This window comes from Microbispora catharanthi (assembly GCF_006334915.2).
Classification (GTDB): Bacteria; Actinomycetota; Actinomycetes; order Streptosporangiales; family Streptosporangiaceae; genus Microbispora; species Microbispora catharanthi.
This window is the reverse complement of the sequence record NZ_VDMA02000004.1, coordinates 178,497-199,704: the sequence shown is the minus strand read 5'-3', so window position 1 is coordinate 199,704 and position 21,208 is coordinate 178,497. Positions and strand designations below refer to the sequence as shown.

Genomic DNA, 21,208 nt, shown 5'->3' with positions numbered 1-21,208 from the left:
CGACACGACCGGCTGCGGCGCGGGCGCCGGTGTCCCCCCGGCTGTCGCGACGGTAGACGGCACAGATCAGAGCCGGATCAGAGCCGGATCAGAGCGACCCCTGAGTCAGGAGGCCCTGCGAGACAGGGGTTCAGCCCATCGCGAGCATCATCGGGGCGTACATGCGGGTCCGGTCGCCGGGGAGCGGCCTGCCTTCGTGGACCATGAAGGACGTCGAGAACGCCTGTGACAGACCCCGCTCCCCGAGCCAGCCCAGCAGGCTCGGCCGGGCGCGCTCGACCTCGATCCGCACCAGGCCGTCGGCGTTGCGCGCGAGGTCGGTGACGAGCGCGCGGGCGGCCGCCTCGTCGCCGGCGACCACCGGCCCGATGAACAGGGTGCTCATGCTGCGCCACGACACGGCGTAGCCGGTCGGCCCCGTCTCGTCCTCGGCGACCCTGACCTCCTCGGCGAAGGCGAACAGCCGCGCCAGCAGCCCGGCCCGGTCGGCGCCGAAGACCTCCCCGTCGAGCGCGAGCAGGGCGTCGAGATCGGCGCCGAGGTCGGCCGGCCGCGTCAGGACGGGGTCGTCCCCGGGGCGCAGGCGCCCCACGCGCGCCTCCGTCACGCCCAGCGTCTCGAACCCGAGCTTCTCGTACAGCGGCCGGCCGAGCTCGGTGGCCCAGAGGAAGACGGTCGCGTCACCGGCCGCGTCGAGCACGTGCGTCATCAGCCGGCGGCCCAGCCCGCGGCCGCCATACCGGGTGGCGACGAGCATCATGCCGATGCCCGCCACGGTCGTGCCGTACCGGGTCAGCGTGACCGTACCCGCCAGCTCTCCCGAAGGGGCGTCGATCGCGTAGACCTCGGCGTTCTCCAGGAGGAACAGCCACTTGCGCTCCTCCCGGCCCCAGGCCCTGTCCTCGCTCAGGGCGAGGCATCGATCCAGGTCCTCGGGTCCGAGTCGTCGGACGGGGAGCTCGGCGGCCGGCGTGGTGAGCGGGTCGGGCATGCGTCTTCCTTGTCCGCGCCGGCTCACGGCCCCGGCGCTCGTGGCGGCATCCGAGGCTAGCCGCACCCCCGATCCGGCGGAAACCGGTTTTCCCCAGGAAAAACCACTGTCGGGCGGGCGGCGGATCTTGTCACGATCGTGCCATGCGACACTGGCCGCTCCTGGCACTGCGACTGACGACCCCTCGGCTGGAGCTTCGCCTGCCCGGCCTGGACGACCTGGACGCGCTCGCCGACCGGGCGGCCGAGGGCGTCCACGACCCCGGCGAGATGCCGTTCGGCGAGCCGTGGACGGACGCCCCGCCGCACGAACGCGCCCGCTCGACCGTCCAGATCCACTTCCGGCAATGGGGCACCTGGTCGCCCGATGACTGGAGTTGCTCCTTCGTCACCGTGTGGGAGGGCCAGGTGGTCGGCGTGCAGGAGATGCGGGCCCACGACTTCGCGGTCACCAGGGAGGTCGCCACCGGTTCCTGGCTCGGGCGGCGCTTCCAGGGCAGAGGCATCGGCACCGAGATGCGCGCGGCCGTCCTGCACCTCGCCTTCACCGGCCTCGGCGCGCGGTATGCGACGTCGTCCGCCTTCGTGGACAACACGAAGTCGCTGGCGATCTCCCGGCGGCTCGGCTACCGGGAGGACGGGCTCGCCGTGGAGAAGCGCAGGGGCGAGGCCGCCCTGCAGCAGCGGCTGCGGCTGTCGCGCGACGAGTGGACCACCCCCGACGGGTTCGAGATCCACGGCCTCGAACCCTGCCTGCCCCTGTTCGGAGCCTCGGACGGGATCACGGATGCAGGGGAAGCCCCTTGAGCGTCTTGTCCACGGCGTTCCTGGGGCCGTACACGGCCAGCCCGACGAGCGGCATCTCCTCGGCCGTGACGGCCCGTACGGCGGCCCGATTGTCCACGTCGTCGCCGGTCTTGAACATCTCCTCGATGTAAACGGCAACGGCGAGCCCCCGTTCGACGGCACGGGCGCGCACCTGGGCCAGCCCGGCGGGGTCCGCGGCGTAGACGAGCACGGGCTGGCGGAACATCGGCAGGTAGGAGGTGCCCGAGCCGTCCTCGTACCGCTCCCCGATCACCTCGGGGTCTCCCCCCGCGACCGCGCTCGCCAGGAACGCCGTCACGTTCAGCTTCTGCCACACGGCCAGGTCCTCCCGGACCACGATGCCGATCTTGGTGTCGAAACGCATGCGCCCCAGCCTGCCCTCGCGTGCACGGGCGGTCTTGTACGCTCGTGCGCCGCCGATCGGCGCACAATGGTGCTGTGGCACAGGACTGGTCCCGATACTGGCGCTCCCCGGACCGGTCGCTGGAGGCGATGCACGCCCACTTCGCCCGGCACGTCTACCACCGGCACAGCCACGAGACGTACTCCTTCGGCGTCACCGAAGAGGGCAACCAGGCGTTCACCTGCCGCGGGGCCGCGCACACCAGCGTGACGGGCATGGTCATGGCGTTCAATCCGGACGACCCGCACGACGGGCACGCCGCCGACGCCCTCGGATTCACCTACCGGATCGTTCACATCGGGCCGGAGCTGGTCACCGGCGTGCTGGGCGACCTGGCCGGCCGGGAGACAGGACCGCCCTTGTTTCCCCACCCCGTCGTACGCGACGCGGTGCTCGCGGCCGGGCTCAGGGCGCTGCACACGGCCCTGCTCGCAGGCGCCGGCGCCCTCCGGCGCGATGAGTTGCTGACCGCCGTCGTCTCCTCGATCGTCCGGCGGGCCGCCACCCGGCCGGTGCGGGTGCGGGAGGCCACCTCCGCCGACGCCCGCCGCATCGCCGACCGGGTGCGGAGCCGCCTTCAGGACGCCCCCCTCGCGGAGGTCACCGCCGACGACCTCGCCGCCGTGACCGGGCGCAGCAGGTTCGCGGTCTACCGCGCGTTCCGTGCCGTGTACGGCATGGCGCCCAGCGACTACCAGCGCCTGCTCCGATTGCGTACGGCCCGGCGGCTGATCGCGCAGGGCCGTTCACTGAGCGAGACGGCGGCCGAGGCGGGGTTCGCCGACCAGAGCCACCTCACCCGGTGGTTCGTCCGCTGTTATGGCATAAGCCCGGGAGATTACCGAGCGGCCATACCGATCTGACCCCGGCGCCGCGCACGTGCCTCAGGCCAGGCGGGGCGGGAACCCGCCGGTGGCCACCGGCCCCCAGGACGCCGGGGTGATCCGCACCAGCGACTTGCCCTGGCGGACCATGGCCGCGCGGTACTCCTCCCAGTCGGGGTGCTCCCCGGAGATCGAGCGGTAGTACTCGACCAGCGGCTCCAGGGCCTCCGGCAGGTCGAGCACCTCGGCGGTGCCGTCCACCTGCACCCACGGCCCGTCGAAGTCGTCCGACAGCACGAGCACGCTCGCGCGCGGGTCGCGGCGGGCGTTGCGGGCCTTGGCGCGTTCGGGATACGTCGACACGACGATGCGGCCCTCGGCGTCGACTCCGCACGTCACGGGGGACGCCTGGGGGCCGCCGTCGCGTCTCGTCGTGATCAGGATCGCCCGGTGGCGATCACGGACGAAGTCGAGCAACTGCTCACGGGAGACGGTCTCGGCGGTCGCGATCCTTGGACTCATGCTCGCTCCTCGCCTCCGGCTCGGAGTTCGGTCGTGCCGGAGGCGCGCAATACAGCACCTCGCCAGACGCTGTGCCTATTGATTCGCTCGCTACGCTCACTCATGCTCGCTCCTCGCCTCCGGCTCGGAGTTCGGTCGTGCCGGAGGCGCGCAATACAGCACCTCGCCAGACGCTGTGCCTATTGATTCGCTCGCTACGCTCACTCATGCGGCCACTTTAATCACCGTTCGGAGGCACGCTCCGCTCAACCAGGCAGGTGACGCCGTCGAGCAGGAGCCGCATGCCGAGCTCGAACAGGTCGTCGAGGCGGAAGTCGTACCCGTCCTCGCCCAGCTCGCCGATGACCTTGGCGAAGGCCGGGTAGCGCCCCGAGCCCGCGATGGCGCTCAGCGCCGGTCCCTGGACGTCCATCCACTGGTCCTCCGACAGTCCGGTCGCCGCCGCGATCTGCGTCTCGCGCTCCAGGTTGATCGCGAGGCCCTGCACGTGGCTGTAGAGCAGGATGTGGACGTCGAGCACGGTCGCGGAATCGAGGCCGAGGCCGTCGAGTGCGGCCAGCGCCCAGTCGGCGTGCACGGTCAGTCCGGGCAGCGCCAGCGGCCTGCCGAGCGGGCTGAGCTGCGCCAGCCAGGGATGCCGCCGGAAGATCGCCCACAGCGTCCGGCCCGCGATCTCCAGCCGTTCCCGCCAGCCCTCGGGGTGATCGCCGGGATAGCCCAGCTCGCCGAAGGCCGCGTCCGCCATGAGCAGGATCAGGTCGTCCTTGCCTCCCACGTACCGGTACGGCGACATGGCCGCGACCCCGAGCCGGGCCGCCACGCCGCGCATCGACAGCGCCGGCAGCCCCTCGGCGTCGGCGATCTCGATGGCCGCCCGTACGACCCGCTCGCGGGTCAGTTCGCGTTCGGCCCCCGCGCCGGGCCGCCGCCGCGCCGCCTCCGCGTCGCGTGAGGGCGGCGCGGTGAGGCGCGCCCGATCTCCCGGCCGCGCGGCGGCTCCCGGCGGGGGCGGGAGGGCCGGGGGTGGCTCCGCGACGACCGTGCCGACGCGGGGTTCGGCCCGGACCAGCCCTTCCCTGCGCAGCTCGGCGAGCGCCCTCGTCGCGGTGGCGAGCGCGACTCCCCACTGCGCGGCCACCTGCCGGGTCGAGGGCACCCGGTCGCCGGGCGCCAGCTCGCCCTCGGTGATCCTGCGCCTGAGGTCGGCGGCGATCCTCGCGTACGGCGGCATCACGTCGATCTCCTCCCTGTACTAGGACACAATCTATCTGTACTAGTACAAAAACTCCCCATAATCCCAGCTTGCATGACTCACGCTTACATCGTACATTCGCCGCATACAGCATCCACACCCCCAAGGGAGCTTCGATGACCAACGTGCTCGTCTCCGGCGCCGGTGTCGCGGGGATCACACTCGCCTCCTGGCTGCGCCGCCACGGCTTCGCCCCGACCGTGGTGGAGCGCGCGCCCGGCCTCCGCGCCGGAGGGCAGGCGATCGACATACGCGGCGTCGCACTGGAGGTCGCCGGCCGCACCGGCGTCCTCGACGAGGCACGGCGCCTGCGCACCGGCCACCGCGGCATGTCCGTGTACGACGGCGAGGGCAACGAGATCATGCGCTCGGAGGAGATGACCTACAGCAGCGGCCGTCTCGACAACGACGACATCGAGCTGCTGCGCGAGGACCTCACCCGCCTGCTGTACGAGCGGACGCGCGGAGAGGTCACGTTCCTGTTCGGCGACTCGATCACCGCGCTGGAGCAGGACGAGCAGGGCGTGCTGGCCCGATTCGAGCACGCCGAGCCGCGCCGGTATGACCTCGTGGTGGGCGCGGACGGACTGCACTCCACGGTCCGGCGGCTGGCCTTCGGGCCGGAGCGGGAGTTCGTCCACCACCTGGGGACCTACCTGGCCGTCTTCGGCATGGACAACTTCCTCGGGCTGGAGGACTGGCAGGTCTGGATGCAGGACGGGGAGCGCGGGTACGGCGTCTTCCCGGTCCGGGGCAACACCGAGCTGCGAATCACCCTCGGCTTCCAGTCCGAGCCGCTCGACCACCACGACCCCGCACGGCTGCGGGCGGCCGTGGCCGAGGCGTTCGCGGGCGCGGGCGGGGAGACGCCGAGGCTGCTGAAGGGCATGGAGGAGGCGAGCGACTTCTACTGCGACTCGATGGCCCAGATCCACCTGGACCAGTGGTCGTCGGGACGGATCGCACTCGTCGGCGACGCCGCCTACTGCCCCTCCCCTCTGTCGGGCCAGGGCACGAGCCTCGCCCTCGTGGGCGCGTACGTGCTGGCCGCCGAGCTGGCGGCGGCGGAAGGCGCGCACGAGGCCGCCTTCGCCCGCTACGAGCGGCGGATGCGGCCCTTCGTGGCGCTCAACCAGGCGCTGGCCACGGAAAACCCGGGCCGTGGGGCCTCCGAGGAGTCGGTCGATCGAGCCAAGGACGCGATCTCCCTGGACGGGTAGGGGGCCGCGAAGCGCTTTACCCTCCGTCGACCCGGCTACCACCCACTACGTACGTATGCCTCGAACAGGTATCGATACGGGTGTTTTCCCCCTCCCCACCCCAAGAGGCGAGAAGGCAGTCTGAAAACGTCTCAAAGAGTGCATGAGAGTTCAGGGGGACCGATCATGTGCCAGCACTACCCGCAGTGCCCGCCGGCGGACGCACCCGACCGCGACGCGGCCTGTCTGATCGCCTTCCACCCGGAGCAGGGATGGGGACTGCTCTGCAACGGCGTGGTGCTCTTCGACGACAGCGGTGAGCTCATGCCCGATGGTCGCAGCATCCCGGCTCGCGCGTCTCTGGGGTGTGCCGCATGAGCCTGCTTTACTGTCCCGTCCGGGACGAATCACCGTCATCCGCCCAGGGGGGCGACGCGCCCGATGCCCCGCAGCGCCGGCACTCCGCGGTCCGGCACCGCTGGGAGACGCTGCGGCAGCGGGTCGGCGACCTCGCGATCCAGCTCGTGGACGACCCCGACGTCGAGGCGGCGTCCTGGCGACTGCCCGCCGACGCCACCTCCGTCGGGCGGGCCCGGCGGCTGGTCGGCGAGCGCCTGAGCGCCTGGGGCATGGAGAACCTGTCCGACGTGACGCAGTTGCTCGTGAGCGAGCTGGTCACGAACGTGCTGTGCCACACCTGCTGCGGCGACCTCGTCATACGGCTGTCGGCCGTCGAGGGCCTGCTGCGCTGCGAGGTGGAGGACTGCGACGGCGGGATGCCCGAGATGGCCCGGCCGTCCGCCGCCGACGAGCACGGGCGCGGACTGCGGCTGCTGGACTCGCTGGCCTGTTGCTGGGGCGCGGAGCGGACCCGCCAGGGCAAGATCATGTGGTTCGAGCTGCCGGCCTACGCCCTTCGCTGACCGGCCCGCCCGTCGGGCCGTCCGCGCCGTCCGCGGCCGGGCCGTCCCCGCGCTCGCTCAGCCGTTCCTTCACCCAGGCGGCGACCTGGGCGCGCGACTTGAACCCGAGCTTGTCGAGGATGTGCTCGATGTGGCCCTCCGCGGTGCGCTGGGAGATGACCAGTCTGCCGGCGATGTCCTTGTTGCTCAGTCCCTCGGCGACAAGGTGCGCGATCTCCGTCTCCCTGCGCGTCAGCGGTGCGATCCGGCCCTCGAACGGCGCGGGCCCGCGGGCGGCGGGCGTCCGTTCGAGCAGGGCGAATGCCAGCGCCTCTTCCCGCGTCAGGGCCGCGCCCCGGCACACCTCGGCCTGGAAGGCGCCCTCACCCAGCGCCTCTCGGGTGGCCGCCTCGCACTCGTCGTGACAGCGGCTCATGTAGCGGAACTCCGCCAGCCGCGCGCCGACGGCCGGCCAGAAGGTCCGTACGATGCCGAGCAGCCGGGCGGCCCGCTCGTACTTCTGCTCCCCGGCCGCGAACCAGGCATGGGCCTCCAGGTTCATGCCCATGCCGAGCTGGTCGCCCACCGCCGTGTTGTAGCGCAGGCTCTCGTTGTCGATCTCGCAGGCCGCGCGCATGTCGTCCCGGTGCCAGGCGTCGATCGCCAGCGCCAGCAGCGCGTACGCCCGGTGCCAGCCCTCGCCGTACAGGTCGCACAGGGCCACGCACTCCTCGGCGAGATCGCGGGCGGCCGGACGGCCGAGGAAGGCGTTGGCCAGGGCGAGCCGGTTGAGGGCCAGCGCGAGACCGATGGGGTTGCCGACGGCCCGGTGGGCGGCCGCCGCCTCCTCGTATCGCCGCATGCCGCTCTCCAGGTCGCCCCCGGACACGGCCGCCATGCCGGACAGGAACGCGATGTAGCCGAGCGTCACCCGTAGCCCGAGCCGCTCGGCGATCGCCGTGGCCTCCTCCAGCCGTGCCAGCGTGGTGGCGCAGTCGTCCCTGAGCAGGGCGATCCAGGCGCCCGCCCACAGCGCGTGGGCGCGCACCTCGCCGGGTTCCGTCGCGGCGGCCAGGCTCCGGTCGAACCAGCCGGCCCCCTCCGACAGGTGGTAGCCGCTCCAGTGGTAGAGCAGTTCCGCGGTCATCGCCAGGCCCGTCTCGGCCTCTGCCGGCTCGCGCAGCGACCAGTCCAGGGCCTTGCGGAGGTTGGCGTGGTCGCGCTGCAGGCGCTCCACCCACGACTGCTGGGCGGCGCTGAACAGCTCCGCCCAGGCCCGTGAGGTGATCTTCCGGTAGTAGTCGCGGTGCCGCCGGTGCAGCGTCGCCTCGTCCCCGGAGGCGGCCAGCAGCTCACGGCCGAACTGCCGCACCGTGTCGAGCAGGCAGTAGCGGACCACGCCCTCGGACTCGCGGCGGAGCAGGACCGACTTGTCGACCAGCCCCGCGACGAGTTCGAGCACGTCCTCACGGGCGATGCCGTCGCCCGCGCACACGTGCTCGGCCGCCTCCAGGTCCAGGCCGCCGGCGAAGACCGAGACCCGCTGCCACAGCAGCCGCTCCTGCTCGGTGCACAGCTCGTAGCTCCACTCGAACAGCGCGCGCAGCGTACGCTGCCGGGGCAGCGCGGCCCGCGACCCACCGGTGAGCAGCCGGAACCGGTCGTCCAGCCGCTCCAGCACCTGCCGCACCGACAGGGCGCGCAGCCGTACCGCGGCCATCTCGATCGCCAGGGGAAGGCCGTCGAGCCGGCGGCAGATCTCGGCCACCGCCTGCTCGTTCTCCTCCGTCACCTCGAATCCGGGGACGACCGACGCGGCCCGCTCGGCGAACAGCCGGACCGAGTCCGACTCGGCGAGCGGCACCGGAGAATCGCCGCCCGGGGTGGGCATCGACAGCGGCGCGAGCTCGACGATCCGCTCGCCGTCGATGCCGAGCGCCTGCCTGCTTGTGGCGAGAACCCGAAGCTCGGGAAGCGCGCGGACCAGCGTGTCCACGAGCATCGCGCACTCGGCGAGAACGTGCTCGCAGTTGTCGAGCACGATCAGGGTCTGCCTGCCGTGCAGGCGTTCGACCAGCGCGTCGAGCGGCGCCCGGGTCGAATGCTCGTTGACCGACAGCGCCTCGGCCACGGCCTGCGCCAGCAAGTCCGGATCTTCGAGCGCGGCCAGCTCGACCAGCCGTACACCGCCGGGGAAGCTCCTGCGGACCTCCTCGGCCGCCCGCAGCGCGAGGCGGGTCTTCCCCACCCCGCCCACGCCGATGACCGTGACCACGTGCGAGGTCCCCAGCAGGCGCTTCAGCTCGGCCAGCTCGTGCCGGCGCCCCACGAAGCTGGTCACCTCCGCGGGCAGCCCGGCCGGTTCCCCCCTGACAACTCTCGTTCGCATAGCGGTCATGACGTCCACGCCGCCCCCGTCGTCCGGTACGCCACCACGTCGTGGCACATACCAGCGTACAAACGCGCCTCGTCGAGGCGTCCCGCCCGACCGGGCACCCGGAGGCGGGCTCAGCCCTTCATCCGCCGCAGGATCTGCTCGCGCCTGAGTTGCAGGTCGTCGATGAGCGCCTCCTGCTGCTCGACGTTGGTCAGCAGGGTGGCCTTCTCCGCCATGTCCGTGGGCGCGTCCCAGCTCTGCCCGATCTCCTCGCGTATCTGCTTGGTCTCCTCGCGCAGGCGCTCGATCTGGGCGTCCACCTCGTCGAGCTCCTTCTTGAGCTCCGGATCGTCCATGCCTCACCGTCCCGTTGCGTCACTCACGTTCGCCATGGCGCGTTCGTCCACCCCATTCCACGGGGACGGGAAACTATTCGGCGACGGCGGCAGGGAGATAGACGGTTTCGCCGGTCGCGCGGGCCCGCTGTGCGGCCGTGAGCCGCGCCACCAGGTAGGCCGGCATGACGGAGGCGGCCTGCTCCGCCGTGAAGAACCCGTAGTCGTCCAGCTCCTCCTCCTGCAGGACCACGCCCGTCCCGTCCTCGCCCGTCCCGTCCTCGAACGTGCCGCAGTCGAACAGGAAGTGGACCAGCGGGATCGGCCGGTCGTCCAGCGGCGGCACCCACTGGACCACGAGGAGGCGACCCACTGGCCGGGTGAGGCCCAGCTCCTCGGCCAGCTCCCGGCCGCAGGCCACCTCTGGCGACTCGCCCTCGTCGATGTGGCCGCCCGGCCAGCCCCAGTGGTCGCGGTAGCCCGGCTTGACGAGCAGGACCCGCCCGGAGGAGTCGGTGAGGAAACCGGCCGCCGCGGCGGCCACCTTGAACAGCCCCGCGTAGAAGGTGTCCGCCGGGATCATCGCAGCTCCGATCGCATGCCCCCGAGCCTAATCGGGGTTCTCCCCTAGATCGTGGGGAGGAGGGCGTACGCCCCGGGCAGTACGCGCGATCTGGTCTGCTCGCCCGATGTCCCGCCCGTGATCGCTCCCTACCGTCGAAGCAGATGTAAAGGGGAGGTCATGGGACGCCGCAGGAACATCGCCGCCACCATCGGCGGCTGGAGCGCACGCCATCGGTGGTGGGCGCTGCTCGTCTGGGTCGCCTTCGTCGCCGTCGCGACGATCGCGGGCAACGCCGTGGGCACGGCGGAGATGCGCGGCTACGAGTCCGCGAACGGCGACTCGCGCCAGGCCGAGCAGATCCTCGACGGCGCGCGCTTCGCGAACGTCGCCGGCGAGGTCGTGCTGGTCCAGTCCCGCACGGGGACCCTCACGGTGACGGACCCGGCCTTCCGCCGGGCGGTCGAGGACGTCAAGAGGGCCGTCGAGGCCACCGGCCAGGTCGAGCACGTGCGCACGCCGTACGACAAGGAGCCCTCGCCGGTGACGCAGGACCGGCGCACGACGCTGGTCCAGTTCGACATGAAGGGCGACGGCGGCACGGCGGAGGAACGGATCCAGCCGGTCCTCGACGCGGTGGCCGGGGTGCAGGGGGCGCACCCCGGCCTTCGCGTGGAGGAGGCGGGCGCCGCCAGCTCGGCGAAGCTGATCGGCGAGGCGATCGACGAGGACTTCGTCCGCGCCGAGCAGCTGTCACTGCCCATCACGCTCGGGATCCTGCTCGCCGCGTTCGGCGCGCTGCTGGCGGCGGTCGTCCCGGTCGCGCTGGCGATGACGGCGATCTTCGCGGCCACCGGCCTGCTGGCCCTCACCAGCCATCTCCTGCACGTCGACTCGGCGACGAGCAACGTCATGCTGCTGATCGGCCTCGCCGTCGGGGTGGACTACAGCCTCTTCTTCATCATGAGAGCGAGGGAGGAACGGGCGAAGGGCCGCGACAAGAAGCGGTCCATCGAGATCGCGGCCGCCACGTCGGGACGCGCCGTGCTCATCTCCGGCATCACCGTCATCGTGGCCATGGCGGGCATGTTCCTCACCGGCAACGGGATCTTCATGGGCTTCGCCGAGGGCACGATCCTCGTGGTGCTCACGGCCGTCGCCGGCTCGCTGACCGTGCTGCCCGCGCTGCTCTCGCTGATCGGCGACAAGATCGACGCCCGCCTGATCCACGGCACGGCGCGCGTGCTCACCGGCGGCCGGGTCACCTGGCGGCGCGTCCTCGGTGTGCGCGGCGGCCAGAGCCGGATGTGGGGCGCGATCATGAAGCCGGTGCTGCGGCACCCGCTGATCTCGGTCGTCCTCGCCGGCGGTCTGCTCGCCGCCCTGGCCGTCCCGGCCTTCGGCCTGAAGACCGGCGCCCAGACCATCGACGACCTCCAGGGCGACTACCAGATCGCCGAGACGTTCAAGCGGATCGACAAGGCGTTCCCCGGCGGCAACGAACCGGCGGTGATCGTGGTGAAGGCGGCCGACGTGACGACGCCGGCGTTCACCGCGAAGATCGAGGACTTCAGGCGGCGGGCGCTGGCCACGGGCGAGGCCAACGAGCCCTTCGCCGTCGCCGTCAACCCGGACAGGACGGTGGCCAAGATCAGCGTCGGCATCAAGGGCACCGGCGCGGACGAGGTCTCCGAGCACGCGATCCACACCCTGCGGGAGGAGGTCGTCCCGGCCACGCTGCCCGGCGCCCACGTCACCGGCAACACGGCCGGCTCGATGGACTTCAACGAGCAGCTCATGCGCCGCATCCCGCTCGTGTTCGGGTTCGTGCTGCTGCTGGCGTTCGTGCTGCTGCTGGTCTCGTTCCGCTCACTCGTCGTGGCGGTCAAGGCCATCGCGCTCAACCTGCTGTCCGTCGCCGCCGCGTACGGCGTGCTCGTGCTGGTCTTCCAGAAGGGGTACGGCGAGAGCCTTCTGGGCTTCCACTCGACGGGGACGATCACCAACTGGCTGCCGCTGTTCCTGTTCGTGATCCTCTTCGGGCTGTCGATGGACTACCACGTCTTCATCCTCAGCCGGATCAGGGAGGCGTACGACAGGGGCATGAGCACCGAGGACGCCGTGTCGTTCGGGATCAGGAGCACGGCGGCCGTGGTGACCAGCGCCGCGCTCATCATGGTGGCGGTGTTCGCGACGTTCGCCACGCTGTCGCTGCTGACGTTCATGCAACTGGGCATCGGCCTGGCGGCGGCCGTGCTGATCGACGCCACCGTCGTCCGCGCGGTGCTGCTGCCCGCGACGATGAAGCTGCTCGGCGACTGGAACTGGTATCTGCCGCGCTGGCTCGACTGGCTGCCACGGTTGTCCCACGGCGACGACGAGCCCGAGGAGGCCCCCGAAGAGCGGGTCCCCGTCCTCGTCTGACACCCCGGCCCGTGCGCCGGAACGGCGCCGGTGTTCATGACACCGGCGCCGTTCCGGTCGGGCCGGCGGAGATGAGGCGAGTACGCCCGCCTCATCAGCGCATCCCCGAGCTGCGTGACCTGGTCGGCTTGTCACCCTGGGGCTTGAGCCGCACTCCCTGTTCCGAGGCTCACGAAGCCGCGGGGAACTGGGCCGGCAGGCCGTCCAGCAACTGGCTCAGCAGCGGGTATCCGCCGTCGACGCGGATCACCTGGCCGGTGACCGTGGTGAAGGCGCCGTCCACGAGCGCGGCGATCGGGCGAGCCAGATCCTGCGGCCGCAGCATCGTGCCGGTCACCGATCGGTCGCCGAAGTGGCGTCGGATGCCATCGGTGAACTTTTCAGCGGTGGCATCGGTACCGACCGCGCCAGGGGCGACGGCGTTGACGGTGATGCCGTCGGCTATGGCCTCGCCGGCGACCTGCAGGGCGAAGGCGTTCACGGCGGCCTTGGCGGTGGAATGGGCGGCGCTGCCGATGATCAGTTCGGCGGCAGTGGCGGAGACGTAGACGATCCGGCCGGACCGCCGTTGGCGCATGACCGGCAACACCCGCCGGGTCAGGTGGTAGACGCCAGCCAGCTCACTGCTCACCTTGGCCGTGAACGCCTCCCACGGCACATGTTCCAGAGGGCCGAAGGGCGGCGCCGCGGTGTGGGCGTTGCCCACCAGCACGTCGATCCGCCCGTGCTCGCCGACCACCCGGTCCACCAGCGCGGTGACCTGGGCCTCGTCAGTCACGTCGGCCTGGATCGCCTGCGCGGCGCCGATCTGCTCGACCACCAGCTCCGCGGACTCGGCGTCGCGCAGATAGTTGACGATCACGTGGTAGCCGAGCCGGCCCAACTCGTGCGCGGTCGCGGCCCCGATTCCCCGGCTGGCCCCGCTGACAAGCGCCACCTGCTTGCTGTTCATCTGTCTCTCCTGACTCACCGTACGAAGACTTGGGAGACATTAGGTTGTGAGCTTACTATTTGTAAGTACGTACCGCGAGGTAAGCCCCAGAGACAGCAGTAGGTGGGCACGTGGATGAGAGCGACGCCCGGTGGATCAGTGACACGTTTCACAGCGACTGTCCCGGGCGGGAGGTGATGGAACATGTCACCGGACGGTGGGTGCCGCTGATCCTGGCCGCCCTGGCGCCTGGGCCGATGCGCTTTTTCGAGTTGCGCCGGCGCATCGAGGGCATCAGCGAGAAGATGCTCTCCGCCAAACTGCGGATCCTGGTTCGCGATGGGCTGGTGGCGCGCACCGTGGAGCCGACCACCCCGCCGCAGGTCAGCTATGAGCTGACCGAGCTGGGCCAAGGCCTGTCCCGCCCGTTCGCCCAACTGGTCCGCTGGATTTCGGCGCACACCCCGGAGGTCATCGCGGCCCAGCAGCGCTATGACCACAGCGCGAATCCTGCAGGTCAGGCGATTTCGAGTTTGTGATGCAGGTCGCGGCGATCGTCACCCCACGTCTTTCCGGCACATGGGTGGCGGGGGCCACGCAAGGGGCAAGAAGCACATAACGGTAAAATGCATCTACGTGGGGCATACGGGTGAGAACAGTCGCAAACCCCTGATCTACTGGACCGCCGGTGTGCTCGCGTACATGGTCGCGGTCTTCCACCGCCAGTCGCTCGGCGTGACAGGGATCGACGCGGCGGCGAGGTTCGGGGTCGGGTCGGCGGCGCTGTCCACCCTCGCAATGCTGCAGCTGCTCGTCTACGCGGCCATGCAGATCCCCGTCGGCGTCCTGGTCGACCGCCTCGGTTCGAAGCGCATGCTGCTCATCGGCGCGGCGGTCATGGCCCTCGGCCAGCTTCTGTTCGCCGTCGCCACCGGCCTGGGGGCGGCCGTCGCCGGGAGGGTGCTGGTCGGCTGCGGCGACGCGATGACGTTCATCAGCGTGATCCGGGTGGTCAACGTCTGGTTCCCACCCCGCCGCAACCCGCTGATCGTCCAGCTCACCGGCATCCTCGGCCAGTTCGGCGCGGTCGTGTCGGCCGTGCCGCTGATCACCTCGCTGCACGCCTACGGCTGGACCCCGACCTTTGTGTGGGCGGGGGGCCTGGGGGTGGTGGCCCTGGCCGCCGTCGGCCTCTTCCTGCGCGACCGGCGGCCGGAACGCGCGCCCGCGGCGCTCGGCGTGCGGGCGGCCTGGGCGGAGCCGGGCACCCGCCTCGGGATGTGGACGCACGCCGCCACGCAGTGTTCGTCGGCGGCCTTCACGATCCTGTGGGGCTACCCCTTCCTGGTGCGGGGCCAGGGCCTGTCCCCGCGTACGGCCGGCGTGCTGCTGACCGCGCTGACGCTGCTCGCGATGGGCTGCGGGCCGCTGCTCGGCCACCTCGCCGGGCGCTTCCCGCTGCGCCGTTCGTGGATGGTGCTCACGGTCATCGGCGCCACGGCCGGCGCCTGGACGCTCGTGCTCCTGTGGCCCGGTCCCGCCCCGCTGTGGACGCTCGGGCTGCTCATGCTGGCCCTCGCCACGAACGGTCCCGGCTCGATGGTCGGCTTCGACTACGCCCGCACGTTCAACCCGGCCGAGCGCATCGGCGTGGCCACCGGCATCGTCAACGGCGGCGGCTTCGCCGCCTCGATGTCCCTGATCGCGCTCGTCGGGGTCGTCATGGACCTGCAGGACGACTTCCGCTGGGCGTTCGCCGTGCAGTATCCGATCTGGCTGCTCGGGGCCGTACAGGTGATCCGCTACCGTGCCCGCGCCCGCCGCCGCGCCACCCTTCACCCCGCCCCCGCCCCCGTTCCGGCCCCCGCCTGACGGAAGCTGCCGAGGCTACGAAGGCCGTATGAGTTCGACCAGACCCGGCGAAATCTTGGCGAGCTTCCTGTCGGCGGTGAGAAGCGCCGTGGCTCCGCTCTCGTGAGCTGTGGCGAGGATCAGAGCATCGGGAACGCGTACCGAGAGGTCTCCTGCCCGGATCTGAGCGGCAGCCTCGGCGGTGGCCTCAGAGGGCAACAGAACATCGTCAAGACCCGCTTCCCGGAACCTGTGCAGCGCCATCTCCGCTGCGGGGCCCCTCCGGATCGCACCTACCCGGCATTCGCTCCAGGTGATCAGGGAGATGGCGAACAAGGCTCCCCGGGCCTCCCACGCTTCAGCGGCCTCGCCCGCGTCCGTGTGCAAGGCGTCCCCAGGATCCAGTAACCCGCTCACGATGTTCGTGTCCAGCAACACCAAGGGTCGGCCGGTCATTGCCAGCTGTCCCTGCTGTTCTCCACGTCCACCGCATCCGTGAAGCCCGGGATGGTTCCTATCACACCCTTGAAACGACTGCGATGACGGCGAATCACGATGTGGTCGTCCTCGTCCGCGATGTCGACCGCGTCCCCTGGCCCGAGACCCAGCTTGCGCAGGAGGGAGACCGGAAGGGTGATCTGGTTCTTACGAGAGATGCGCGCAGGCCCCCTCCGGGCCGACGGGTTCGCGTCCTCCATGAGCTTTACCGTTGCCACCATGAGTAAAGGCTAAACACCATCACTCTCTGTGCACAAGCGAATTCGAGGAGACATCAAATACGCAGAAGTTCCACGAAGGGGTCGGGGAAGTGGGCGGGGGCGAGGACGGCGGCCCGGGCGAGGATGTCCTTGCGCGTCCGTACGGCGAGGCCGGGGTCCTCGTCGTACACGTAGCGGATCGTCGGATCGGCCAGCTGGACGGGGTGGTGCAGGGCGTCGCCGCTCATGATGACGTCCCCCGCCTCGACGATCTGGTGGCCGGGCGTGTGGCCGGGCGCGTGCACCACCCGGACGCCGGGCACGGGTTCCACGTCCCCGTCGATGACGTCGAGCAGGTCCCGCAGGGGGTCGAGGATCAGTTCGCGCACCGGGTCGGCGGCCCACTCGACCTCCGCGCGCTGCACGAGATGGCGGGCGTTCGGGAAGGCGGGAGCGCCGTCCACGACCGCGCCGCCCATGTGGTCGCTGTGCAGGTGGGTCAGCACCACGACGTCCACGTCGGCCGGAGCGGCCCCGGCGGCGGCCAGTTCCCCGATGAGGCGGCCGGGCAGGGGCGCCCAGGTCGCGGGCGAGTCGGCGCCGCCGATCCCGGCGTCCACCAGGACCGTACGGCCCGCCGCCCGCACCAGGAAGCAGTGGAAGTGCAGCACCCACTCCTCGCCGGGCTCGAACGCCGCACCGGCGAACATCTCGGGCAGCGGTTTGCGCACCGGTTCCTTCATGGGACCCACGGCATCGCAAAGTGGGATGATCTCGACACCGGCCACGATTCTGGGCTCTTGCGGCATCGCACCACGATAGAAGAAGCGCGTTCAGCGGGCGGCGGCAGGGACGGGCGTGTAGTCGACGTCGAGGTCGGCCGCGTAGACGGCGCGCTCGCAGTGGGCGCAGCGGTAGAGGATCGGGCCCTCGTCGAGTTCGGTGCGGCAGCGCGGGCAGCGGCGGCGGGTGCGGGTCATCGTGGTCTCCCCCTTCGAAAAGTTCCTTGCGCGTCCATGGAATCTCCGGCGGCTTGCCGTACTCCTGCAGCCGACTTGTCGCCGGGTCGCAGTCCCGCGCGGGGTGGATGATGGACGGGTGCTCGCCGACGTCATCGACCACCTCGTCTGCCCGGCCTGCCGTACGGCGATCCACCTGACCGAGGGGTCGGTCAGGTGTGCGCGCGGCCACTCCTTCGACGTGGCGCGGCAGGGGTACGTGAACATGCTCACCCGCCCGGCCGGCACGGCCGACACGCCCGCCATGGTGGCCGCGCGGGCACGCTTCCTGGAGGCGGGCCACTACGCCCCGCTGGCCCGCCGCCTCGCCCGGATGTGCGAGGGCGCCGCGGTGGTCGCCGACGCGGGCGCGGGCACCGGCTACTACCTGGCCGCGGCGCTGGACCAGGACGCGGTGGGCATCGCGATCGACGTGTCCAAGCACGCGCTGAAACGGGCCGCCCGCGCGCACCCCCGCATCGGCGCCGTAGTGGCGGACGTGTGGCGGCCGATCCCCGTCGGCGACGCCCGCGTGGACGTGCTGCTCAACGTCTTCGCGCCGCGCAACGCGGAGGAGTTCGCCCGGATGCTGCGGCCCGGCGGCTCCCTGGTCGTCGTCACACCCGGCCCCGGCCACCTGAGTCCGCTCGTCGAGCGTCTCGGCCTGCTGAGCGTGGACGAGGACAAGGACCGCCGCCTGGAGGACACCCTGGGCGGCCGGTTCGCCCGCATCGGGGAGGAGACCGAGGAGATCGCCCTCTCCCTCGGCCACGACGAGGTCGAGGCGGTGGTCGGCATGGGCCCGAGCGCCTGGCACACGCGGCCTGAGGAACTGGCCGCGAAGACCGCCGCGCTGCCCGGCTCCATGCCGGTGACCGCGTCCTTCCACATCACCCGCTGGGCCGCGACCACCTGACCACGCGGCGCGGATCACGAGCGCGGGATCGCCACACCCCTGGTGCGGAGCGCCGGGGCGACCGCCGCGGCCGCCCCCAGCAGGAAGCAGATCGCGATCACCGAGACGACCGGCAGCCACGGCACGTCGAAGGCGAACGGCCCGGCCAGGCGCAGCAGGGCCGCCTCCAGCCCCAGCAGGCCGAGCGCCGTGGCCGCGAATCCCAGCACCACTCCGACCGCCACCACCGCCAGCGCCTCCGCCACGACGTATCGCAGCACCTGCGCCCGCGTCGCTCCCAGCAGCCGCAGGCCGCCCCGCTCCGCCGCCCGGTCGGAGGCCGCCATCAGCAGCGTGTTGACCAGCGCGATCACGGTGTAGCAGAGCATGATCCCCAGCACGGCCAGCGACCCGAGCCGGCTGGCCGAGGCCTGCCGGTCGCCGGACTCCCGCACCCACTCGGCCCTGCTCACCACGCGGGCGTTGTGGCCGCGTACGGCCTGTTCGAGCGCGGCCCGTACGGTCGGGGCCGCCACCCCCGGACGCGGCGTCACGTACGCCACGGAGGGCAGCGCGGAGAAGGCGTGGGCGGGCGTGACGTAGGCGTCGGCGGGCGAATCGTCCCCGAGCACGCCGGCCACCGTCAGCGTGACCGGGCTGCCGTCGGCGCGCCACATGCGCACCCGCTGCCCCAGGCTCAGCTCCCAGGTCCGGGACACGACGATCGTGTCGTCGCGCAGCCCGGCCGTCGATCCGGCGACCAGCGGGATCGACAGCGCCGTGGACAGCGTGCCCGGCTCGACGGCCTGGACGGGCCTCCGGATGAGCTGGGTATCGCCTTCGAGCGTGTACACACTGGTCTCGGCCTCGGTGGTGACGTCCGCGCCGGGGATCGCCCGCAGCCGCTGGACGAGCTGCCGGTCCAGTCCGGCGTCCCCGTCGGGGAGCACCAGGTAGTCGGCGCGTACCGGCCGGGTCCGCAGCGCCGACTTGGCGGCGTCGGTCATCGCGGCCCCGCCCAGCAGCGAGGCCGCCAGCGCCACGGTGACCAGGACGGGCGCTGCCGTGGCGGCGGTCCGCCTGGCCGAGGCCGCCGTCCCGCCCGCCACCACGACGCCGCCGGCGCCGCGCAGCCGCTCGAGCGGCGCGACGAGCAGGCGGGTGACGGGCCGCACGAAGACCGGCGCGAGCAGGCCCAGCGCGGCGATGAGCAGCATGACGATCGGCATGAAGGTCTTGTTGTTCGTGGCCGACCCCGGATCGCCGATGGCGTTCACCGCCATGCTGACCACCGCCGTGCCCAGCAGGCCCAGCCCGGCGGTCCACCGGCCCCAGGTCATCGCACGGGGTTCCACCGCCGCCTCGCGCAGCGCCTCGGCGGGCCGCACCCGCCCGGCCCGCCGCGCGGCCACGGCCACGCCGGTCACGGCGACCAGCACTCCGATGCCGAAGGCCACCCAGGCGGGTACGGACGACCGCGACGGCGTCAGCCACTCCGGCGCCATCCCGAGCGCGGCCAGCCGGTCGAGGATCGGCCGGGTGGCCAGCGGGCCGAGGAACGCGCCGACCGCGGAGGCGGCCACCGCGACGAGGGCGGCCTCGCCGTACATCATCCGCCTGACCTGGCCCGCGGTCGCACCGATGGTCCGCAGCAGGGCGAACTCGCGCCGCCGCTGCCCCACCGCGAACGCGAACGTGGACGAGACCACGAAGATCGCAATGAAGGCCGCGAACCCGGCGGCGATGCCGGCGATCGTGTTGGCGTTGTTGCGCGCCCGCTCGTCGGCCTCGCGGGACGGATCGGCCAGCGCCCGGTCCTGCCCGGTCAGCACCTGCGCCGCCCCCGACACGGCCTTCGTCACCTCGGCGGCGGGCCGCCACAGCGCGAGCGCGTCCACGCGTGGCGACAGCCGGGCGGCACGCGCGTCGGCGAAGAACACCGTGGGCTGCGGCCCCGCCGTCGTGACGCCCACCACCCGATACGTCTCGATCCCGGTCGCGGTCACCACGGGCACCCGCGTCCCGACCAGCGCTCGCGCCCCGGCGGACGCCCGCCGCTCGGGCTGGGTCCCGGCACTGATCGCGATCTCGCCGTCCCCCGAGGGCGCGCGGCCCGCGACGAGCGTCTGCGGGGCCGTACGGGCGGCCGACCAGGGCCTGCCCACCGCCGCCGGCCCGTCCGAGAGCCGCGCGGGGAAGACCCGGTCCACCACCGCGTCGGGGAAGCGGGCGACCAGGTCGTCCCCGAGACCGCGCGGCTCGGCCAGGGGCGCGCTGCTGCCGCCCTGCCAGGTGTCCACGGTGAGCCTCTCGTCGGGCACGACAACGACGGGCGCGGCGGCGTACCGCTGCGGCCCCCGCGCCGGCGACGTGACGCTGGAGGCCAGCACCTGGCCGAGCGCGGCGATCAAAGCGGCGCCCAGCGCCAGCGCGGCGAAGGTGCCCGCGAAAGAGACCCAGCGCGTACGCAGCGTGGACCAGGCGATCCTCAGCACGACGCCTCCAGCTGCAGCATCCGGGTGGCGACCAGCTCGGCGGTGGGCTCGTACAGCTCGCCGAACACGCGGCCGTCGGCCAGGAACACGACCCGGTCGGCGTACGAGGCCGCCACGGGGTCGTGGGTGACCATGACGGTGGTCTGGGCCTGCCGGTCCACCAGCGTGCGCAGCAGGCGCAGCACGTCGCGGCTGGTGTTGGCGTCGAGCGCGCCGGTCGGCTCGTCGGCGAAGAGCACGGCGGGGCGGGTGACCAGCGCCCGCGCGATGGCCACCCGCTGCTGCTGCCCGCCCGACATCTCGGCGGGCCGGTGCCCGGCGCGCTCGGCCAGGCCCACGGCACCCAGGCTCTGCCGCACCAGCTCCCGGTCGGGGCGCCGCCCGGCGAGCCGCAGCGGCAGGCCAACGTTCTGCTCCGCGGTGAGCGAGGGCAGCAGATTGAACGACTGGAACACGAAGCCGATCCGGTCCCTGCGCAGCAGCGTCAGCTTCCGGTCGCCGAGTGCGGCCAGGTCACGGCCGTCCACGACCACCCGGCCCGCGCTGGGCCGGTCCAGCCCGGCCGCGCACTGCAGCAGCGTCGACTTGCCCGACCCCGAGGGTCCCATCACGGCCGTGAACGTGCCGGCGCCGAAGCCGATCGTGACGTCGTCCAGCGCCGTGACGCCGTGTGCGTAGTGTTTGGTGACCCCGAGGAGATCGACCGCTTGCGTGTTGTTCAC

23 protein-coding genes are annotated in these 21,208 nt (G+C 71.9%); 9 read left to right on the top strand and 14 right to left on the bottom strand.

All coding sequences use genetic code 11. From position 1 onward, the window contains the following. Positions 1 to 130 precede the first annotated feature (130 nt). Entirely contained in the window at positions 131 to 991 is an 861-nt protein-coding gene (locus FH610_RS09235) for a GNAT family N-acetyltransferase (protein ID WP_139573871.1), read from the bottom strand. 143 nt (positions 992 to 1,134) lie between these two features. Between FH610_RS09235 and FH610_RS09230 the strand changes: the two genes are divergently transcribed. Beyond that, positions 1,135 to 1,797, top strand: coding sequence for a GNAT family N-acetyltransferase (locus FH610_RS09230; protein WP_139573870.1), 663 nt, complete (start codon positions 1,135 to 1,137; stop codon positions 1,795 to 1,797). Here the strand turns inward: FH610_RS09230 and FH610_RS09225 are convergent. Continuing rightward, positions 1,772 to 2,182, bottom strand: coding sequence for a DUF2000 domain-containing protein (locus tag FH610_RS09225; protein WP_139573869.1), 411 nt, complete (start codon positions 2,180 to 2,182; stop codon positions 1,772 to 1,774). The two genes, FH610_RS09230 and FH610_RS09225, sit on opposite strands and share 26 nt — an antisense overlap. Before the next feature lie 74 nt (positions 2,183 to 2,256). Between FH610_RS09225 and FH610_RS09220 the strand changes: the two genes are divergently transcribed. Next, positions 2,257 to 3,084, top strand: a complete 828-nt coding sequence (locus FH610_RS09220; RefSeq protein ID WP_240808854.1) for an AraC family transcriptional regulator — start codon at positions 2,257 to 2,259, stop codon at positions 3,082 to 3,084. 21 nt (positions 3,085 to 3,105) lie between these two features. On the opposite strand, the gene FH610_RS09215 is transcribed toward FH610_RS09220, so the two are convergent. Then, positions 3,106 to 3,567, bottom strand: coding sequence for a PPOX class F420-dependent oxidoreductase (locus FH610_RS09215; protein ID WP_139573868.1), 462 nt, complete (start codon positions 3,565 to 3,567; stop codon positions 3,106 to 3,108). 217 nt (positions 3,568 to 3,784) lie between these two features. Then, entirely contained in the window at positions 3,785 to 4,798 is a 1,014-nt protein-coding gene (locus FH610_RS09210) for a GntR family transcriptional regulator (RefSeq protein WP_139574122.1), read from the bottom strand. Between the two features lie 137 nt (positions 4,799 to 4,935). Between FH610_RS09210 and FH610_RS09205 the strand changes: the two genes are divergently transcribed. From FH610_RS09205 to FH610_RS09195, 3 genes are all read left to right on the top strand, one after another. Further along, positions 4,936 to 6,039, top strand: coding sequence for an FAD-dependent monooxygenase (locus FH610_RS09205; RefSeq protein WP_139573867.1), 1,104 nt, complete (start codon positions 4,936 to 4,938; stop codon positions 6,037 to 6,039). Positions 6,040 to 6,204: 165 nt separating this feature from the next. Further along, the gene (locus FH610_RS09200) at positions 6,205 to 6,396 is read left to right on the top strand and encodes a DUF5999 family protein (protein WP_139573866.1); all 192 of its coding nucleotides are present in this window, start codon (positions 6,205 to 6,207) and stop codon (positions 6,394 to 6,396) included. Continuing rightward, positions 6,393 to 6,941 (top strand): ATP-binding protein, encoded by a 549-nt coding sequence (locus FH610_RS09195; RefSeq protein WP_139573865.1) that lies wholly within the window; start codon positions 6,393 to 6,395, stop codon positions 6,939 to 6,941. Before FH610_RS09200 ends, FH610_RS09195 begins: the two co-directional genes overlap by 4 nt. On the opposite strand, the gene FH610_RS09190 is transcribed toward FH610_RS09195, so the two are convergent. The 3 genes from FH610_RS09190 to FH610_RS09180 form a co-directional block, all read right to left on the bottom strand. Beyond that, the gene (locus FH610_RS09190; RefSeq protein ID WP_139573864.1) at positions 6,904 to 9,309 is read right to left on the bottom strand and encodes an ATP-binding protein; all 2,406 of its coding nucleotides are present in this window, start codon (positions 9,307 to 9,309) and stop codon (positions 6,904 to 6,906) included. The two genes, FH610_RS09195 and FH610_RS09190, sit on opposite strands and share 38 nt — an antisense overlap. A 119-nt stretch (positions 9,310 to 9,428) precedes the next feature. Further along, complete coding sequence (locus tag FH610_RS09185) at positions 9,429 to 9,653, bottom strand: DUF342 domain-containing protein (protein WP_139573863.1); 225 nt, start codon at positions 9,651 to 9,653, stop codon at positions 9,429 to 9,431. Between the two features lie 73 nt (positions 9,654 to 9,726). Then, positions 9,727 to 10,215: an NUDIX domain-containing protein gene (locus FH610_RS09180; RefSeq protein WP_139573862.1), complete on the bottom strand. Its 489-nt coding sequence runs from the start codon at positions 10,213 to 10,215 to the stop codon at positions 9,727 to 9,729. Positions 10,216 to 10,374: 159 nt separating this feature from the next. On the opposite strand from FH610_RS09180, the gene FH610_RS09175 reads away from it, so the two are divergent. Then, complete coding sequence (locus FH610_RS09175; protein WP_139573861.1) at positions 10,375 to 12,618, top strand: MMPL family transporter; 2,244 nt, start codon at positions 10,375 to 10,377, stop codon at positions 12,616 to 12,618. Between the two features lie 169 nt (positions 12,619 to 12,787). On the opposite strand, the gene FH610_RS09170 is transcribed toward FH610_RS09175, so the two are convergent. After that, positions 12,788 to 13,570, bottom strand: a complete 783-nt coding sequence (locus tag FH610_RS09170) for an SDR family NAD(P)-dependent oxidoreductase (protein ID WP_139573860.1) — start codon at positions 13,568 to 13,570, stop codon at positions 12,788 to 12,790. A 110-nt stretch (positions 13,571 to 13,680) separates the two neighbouring features. Here FH610_RS09170 and FH610_RS09165 point away from each other — a divergent pair, with 110 nt between their 5' ends. Both FH610_RS09165 and FH610_RS09160 read left to right on the top strand, forming a co-directional pair. Next, positions 13,681 to 14,088 (top strand): winged helix-turn-helix transcriptional regulator, encoded by a 408-nt coding sequence (locus tag FH610_RS09165; RefSeq protein ID WP_276607643.1) that lies wholly within the window; start codon positions 13,681 to 13,683, stop codon positions 14,086 to 14,088. Between the two features lie 97 nt (positions 14,089 to 14,185). Continuing rightward, positions 14,186 to 15,421 (top strand): MFS transporter, encoded by a 1,236-nt coding sequence (locus FH610_RS09160; RefSeq protein ID WP_240808853.1) that lies wholly within the window; start codon positions 14,186 to 14,188, stop codon positions 15,419 to 15,421. A 15-nt stretch (positions 15,422 to 15,436) separates the two neighbouring features. Here FH610_RS09160 and FH610_RS09155 read toward each other — a convergent pair whose 3' ends face one another. The 4 genes from FH610_RS09155 to FH610_RS43240 form a co-directional block, all read right to left on the bottom strand. After that, entirely contained in the window at positions 15,437 to 15,856 is a 420-nt protein-coding gene (locus tag FH610_RS09155; RefSeq protein WP_139573858.1) for a type II toxin-antitoxin system VapC family toxin, read from the bottom strand. Then, positions 15,853 to 16,119 (bottom strand): AbrB/MazE/SpoVT family DNA-binding domain-containing protein, encoded by a 267-nt coding sequence (locus FH610_RS09150; RefSeq protein WP_139573857.1) that lies wholly within the window; start codon positions 16,117 to 16,119, stop codon positions 15,853 to 15,855. Before FH610_RS09150 ends, FH610_RS09155 begins: the two co-directional genes overlap by 4 nt. Before the next feature lie 53 nt (positions 16,120 to 16,172). Further along, complete coding sequence (locus FH610_RS09145; RefSeq protein ID WP_240808852.1) at positions 16,173 to 16,841, bottom strand: MBL fold metallo-hydrolase; 669 nt, start codon at positions 16,839 to 16,841, stop codon at positions 16,173 to 16,175. A gap of 90 nt (positions 16,842 to 16,931) precedes the next feature. Next, the gene (locus FH610_RS43240; RefSeq protein WP_167538699.1) at positions 16,932 to 17,078 is read right to left on the bottom strand and encodes a hypothetical protein; all 147 of its coding nucleotides are present in this window, start codon (positions 17,076 to 17,078) and stop codon (positions 16,932 to 16,934) included. A gap of 118 nt (positions 17,079 to 17,196) precedes the next feature. Here FH610_RS43240 and FH610_RS09140 point away from each other — a divergent pair, with 118 nt between their 5' ends. Continuing rightward, the gene (locus FH610_RS09140) at positions 17,197 to 18,012 is read left to right on the top strand and encodes a zinc finger domain-containing protein (RefSeq protein ID WP_139573855.1); all 816 of its coding nucleotides are present in this window, start codon (positions 17,197 to 17,199) and stop codon (positions 18,010 to 18,012) included. A gap of 14 nt (positions 18,013 to 18,026) precedes the next feature. Here the strand turns inward: FH610_RS09140 and FH610_RS09135 are convergent, their stop codons facing one another. After that, positions 18,027 to 20,486, bottom strand: a complete 2,460-nt coding sequence (locus FH610_RS09135; protein WP_139573854.1) for an FtsX-like permease family protein — start codon at positions 20,484 to 20,486, stop codon at positions 18,027 to 18,029. Beyond that, positions 20,480 to 21,208, bottom strand: a complete 729-nt coding sequence (locus FH610_RS09130) for an ABC transporter ATP-binding protein (protein ID WP_139573853.1) — start codon at positions 21,206 to 21,208, stop codon at positions 20,480 to 20,482. Before FH610_RS09130 ends, FH610_RS09135 begins: the two co-directional genes overlap by 7 nt.

What these genes read in the sequence shown, in the direction of transcription:
- FH610_RS09235 (WP_139573871.1), bottom strand. Translation starts at nt 991, where the DNA reads ATGCCCGACCCGCTCACCACGCCGGCCGCCGAGCTCCCCGTCCGACGA.
- FH610_RS09230 (WP_139573870.1), top strand. Translation starts at nt 1,135, where the DNA reads ATGCGACACTGGCCGCTCCTGGCACTGCGACTGACGACCCCTCGGCTG.
- FH610_RS09225 (WP_139573869.1), bottom strand. Translation starts at nt 2,182, where the DNA reads ATGCGTTTCGACACCAAGATCGGCATCGTGGTCCGGGAGGACCTGGCC.
- FH610_RS09215 (WP_139573868.1), bottom strand. Translation starts at nt 3,567, where the DNA reads ATGAGTCCAAGGATCGCGACCGCCGAGACCGTCTCCCGTGAGCAGTTG.
- FH610_RS09210 (WP_139574122.1), bottom strand. Translation starts at nt 4,798, where the DNA reads ATGCCGCCGTACGCGAGGATCGCCGCCGACCTCAGGCGCAGGATCACC.
- FH610_RS09205 (WP_139573867.1), top strand. Translation starts at nt 4,936, where the DNA reads ATGACCAACGTGCTCGTCTCCGGCGCCGGTGTCGCGGGGATCACACTC.
- FH610_RS09200 (WP_139573866.1), top strand. Translation starts at nt 6,205, where the DNA reads ATGTGCCAGCACTACCCGCAGTGCCCGCCGGCGGACGCACCCGACCGC.
- FH610_RS09195 (WP_139573865.1), top strand. Translation starts at nt 6,393, where the DNA reads ATGAGCCTGCTTTACTGTCCCGTCCGGGACGAATCACCGTCATCCGCC.
- FH610_RS09190 (WP_139573864.1), bottom strand. Translation starts at nt 9,309, where the DNA reads ATGCGAACGAGAGTTGTCAGGGGGGAACCGGCCGGGCTGCCCGCGGAG.
- FH610_RS09185 (WP_139573863.1), bottom strand. Translation starts at nt 9,653, where the DNA reads ATGGACGATCCGGAGCTCAAGAAGGAGCTCGACGAGGTGGACGCCCAG.
- FH610_RS09180 (WP_139573862.1), bottom strand. Translation starts at nt 10,215, where the DNA reads ATGATCCCGGCGGACACCTTCTACGCGGGGCTGTTCAAGGTGGCCGCC.
- FH610_RS09175 (WP_139573861.1), top strand. Translation starts at nt 10,375, where the DNA reads ATGGGACGCCGCAGGAACATCGCCGCCACCATCGGCGGCTGGAGCGCA.
- FH610_RS09170 (WP_139573860.1), bottom strand. Translation starts at nt 13,570, where the DNA reads ATGAACAGCAAGCAGGTGGCGCTTGTCAGCGGGGCCAGCCGGGGAATC.
- FH610_RS09155 (WP_139573858.1), bottom strand. Translation starts at nt 15,856, where the DNA reads ATGACCGGCCGACCCTTGGTGTTGCTGGACACGAACATCGTGAGCGGG.
- FH610_RS09150 (WP_139573857.1), bottom strand. Translation starts at nt 16,119, where the DNA reads ATGGTGGCAACGGTAAAGCTCATGGAGGACGCGAACCCGTCGGCCCGG.
- FH610_RS09145 (WP_240808852.1), bottom strand. Translation starts at nt 16,841, where the DNA reads ATGAAGGAACCGGTGCGCAAACCGCTGCCCGAGATGTTCGCCGGTGCG.
- FH610_RS43240 (WP_167538699.1), bottom strand. Translation starts at nt 17,078, where the DNA reads ATGACCCGCACCCGCCGCCGCTGCCCGCGCTGCCGCACCGAACTCGAC.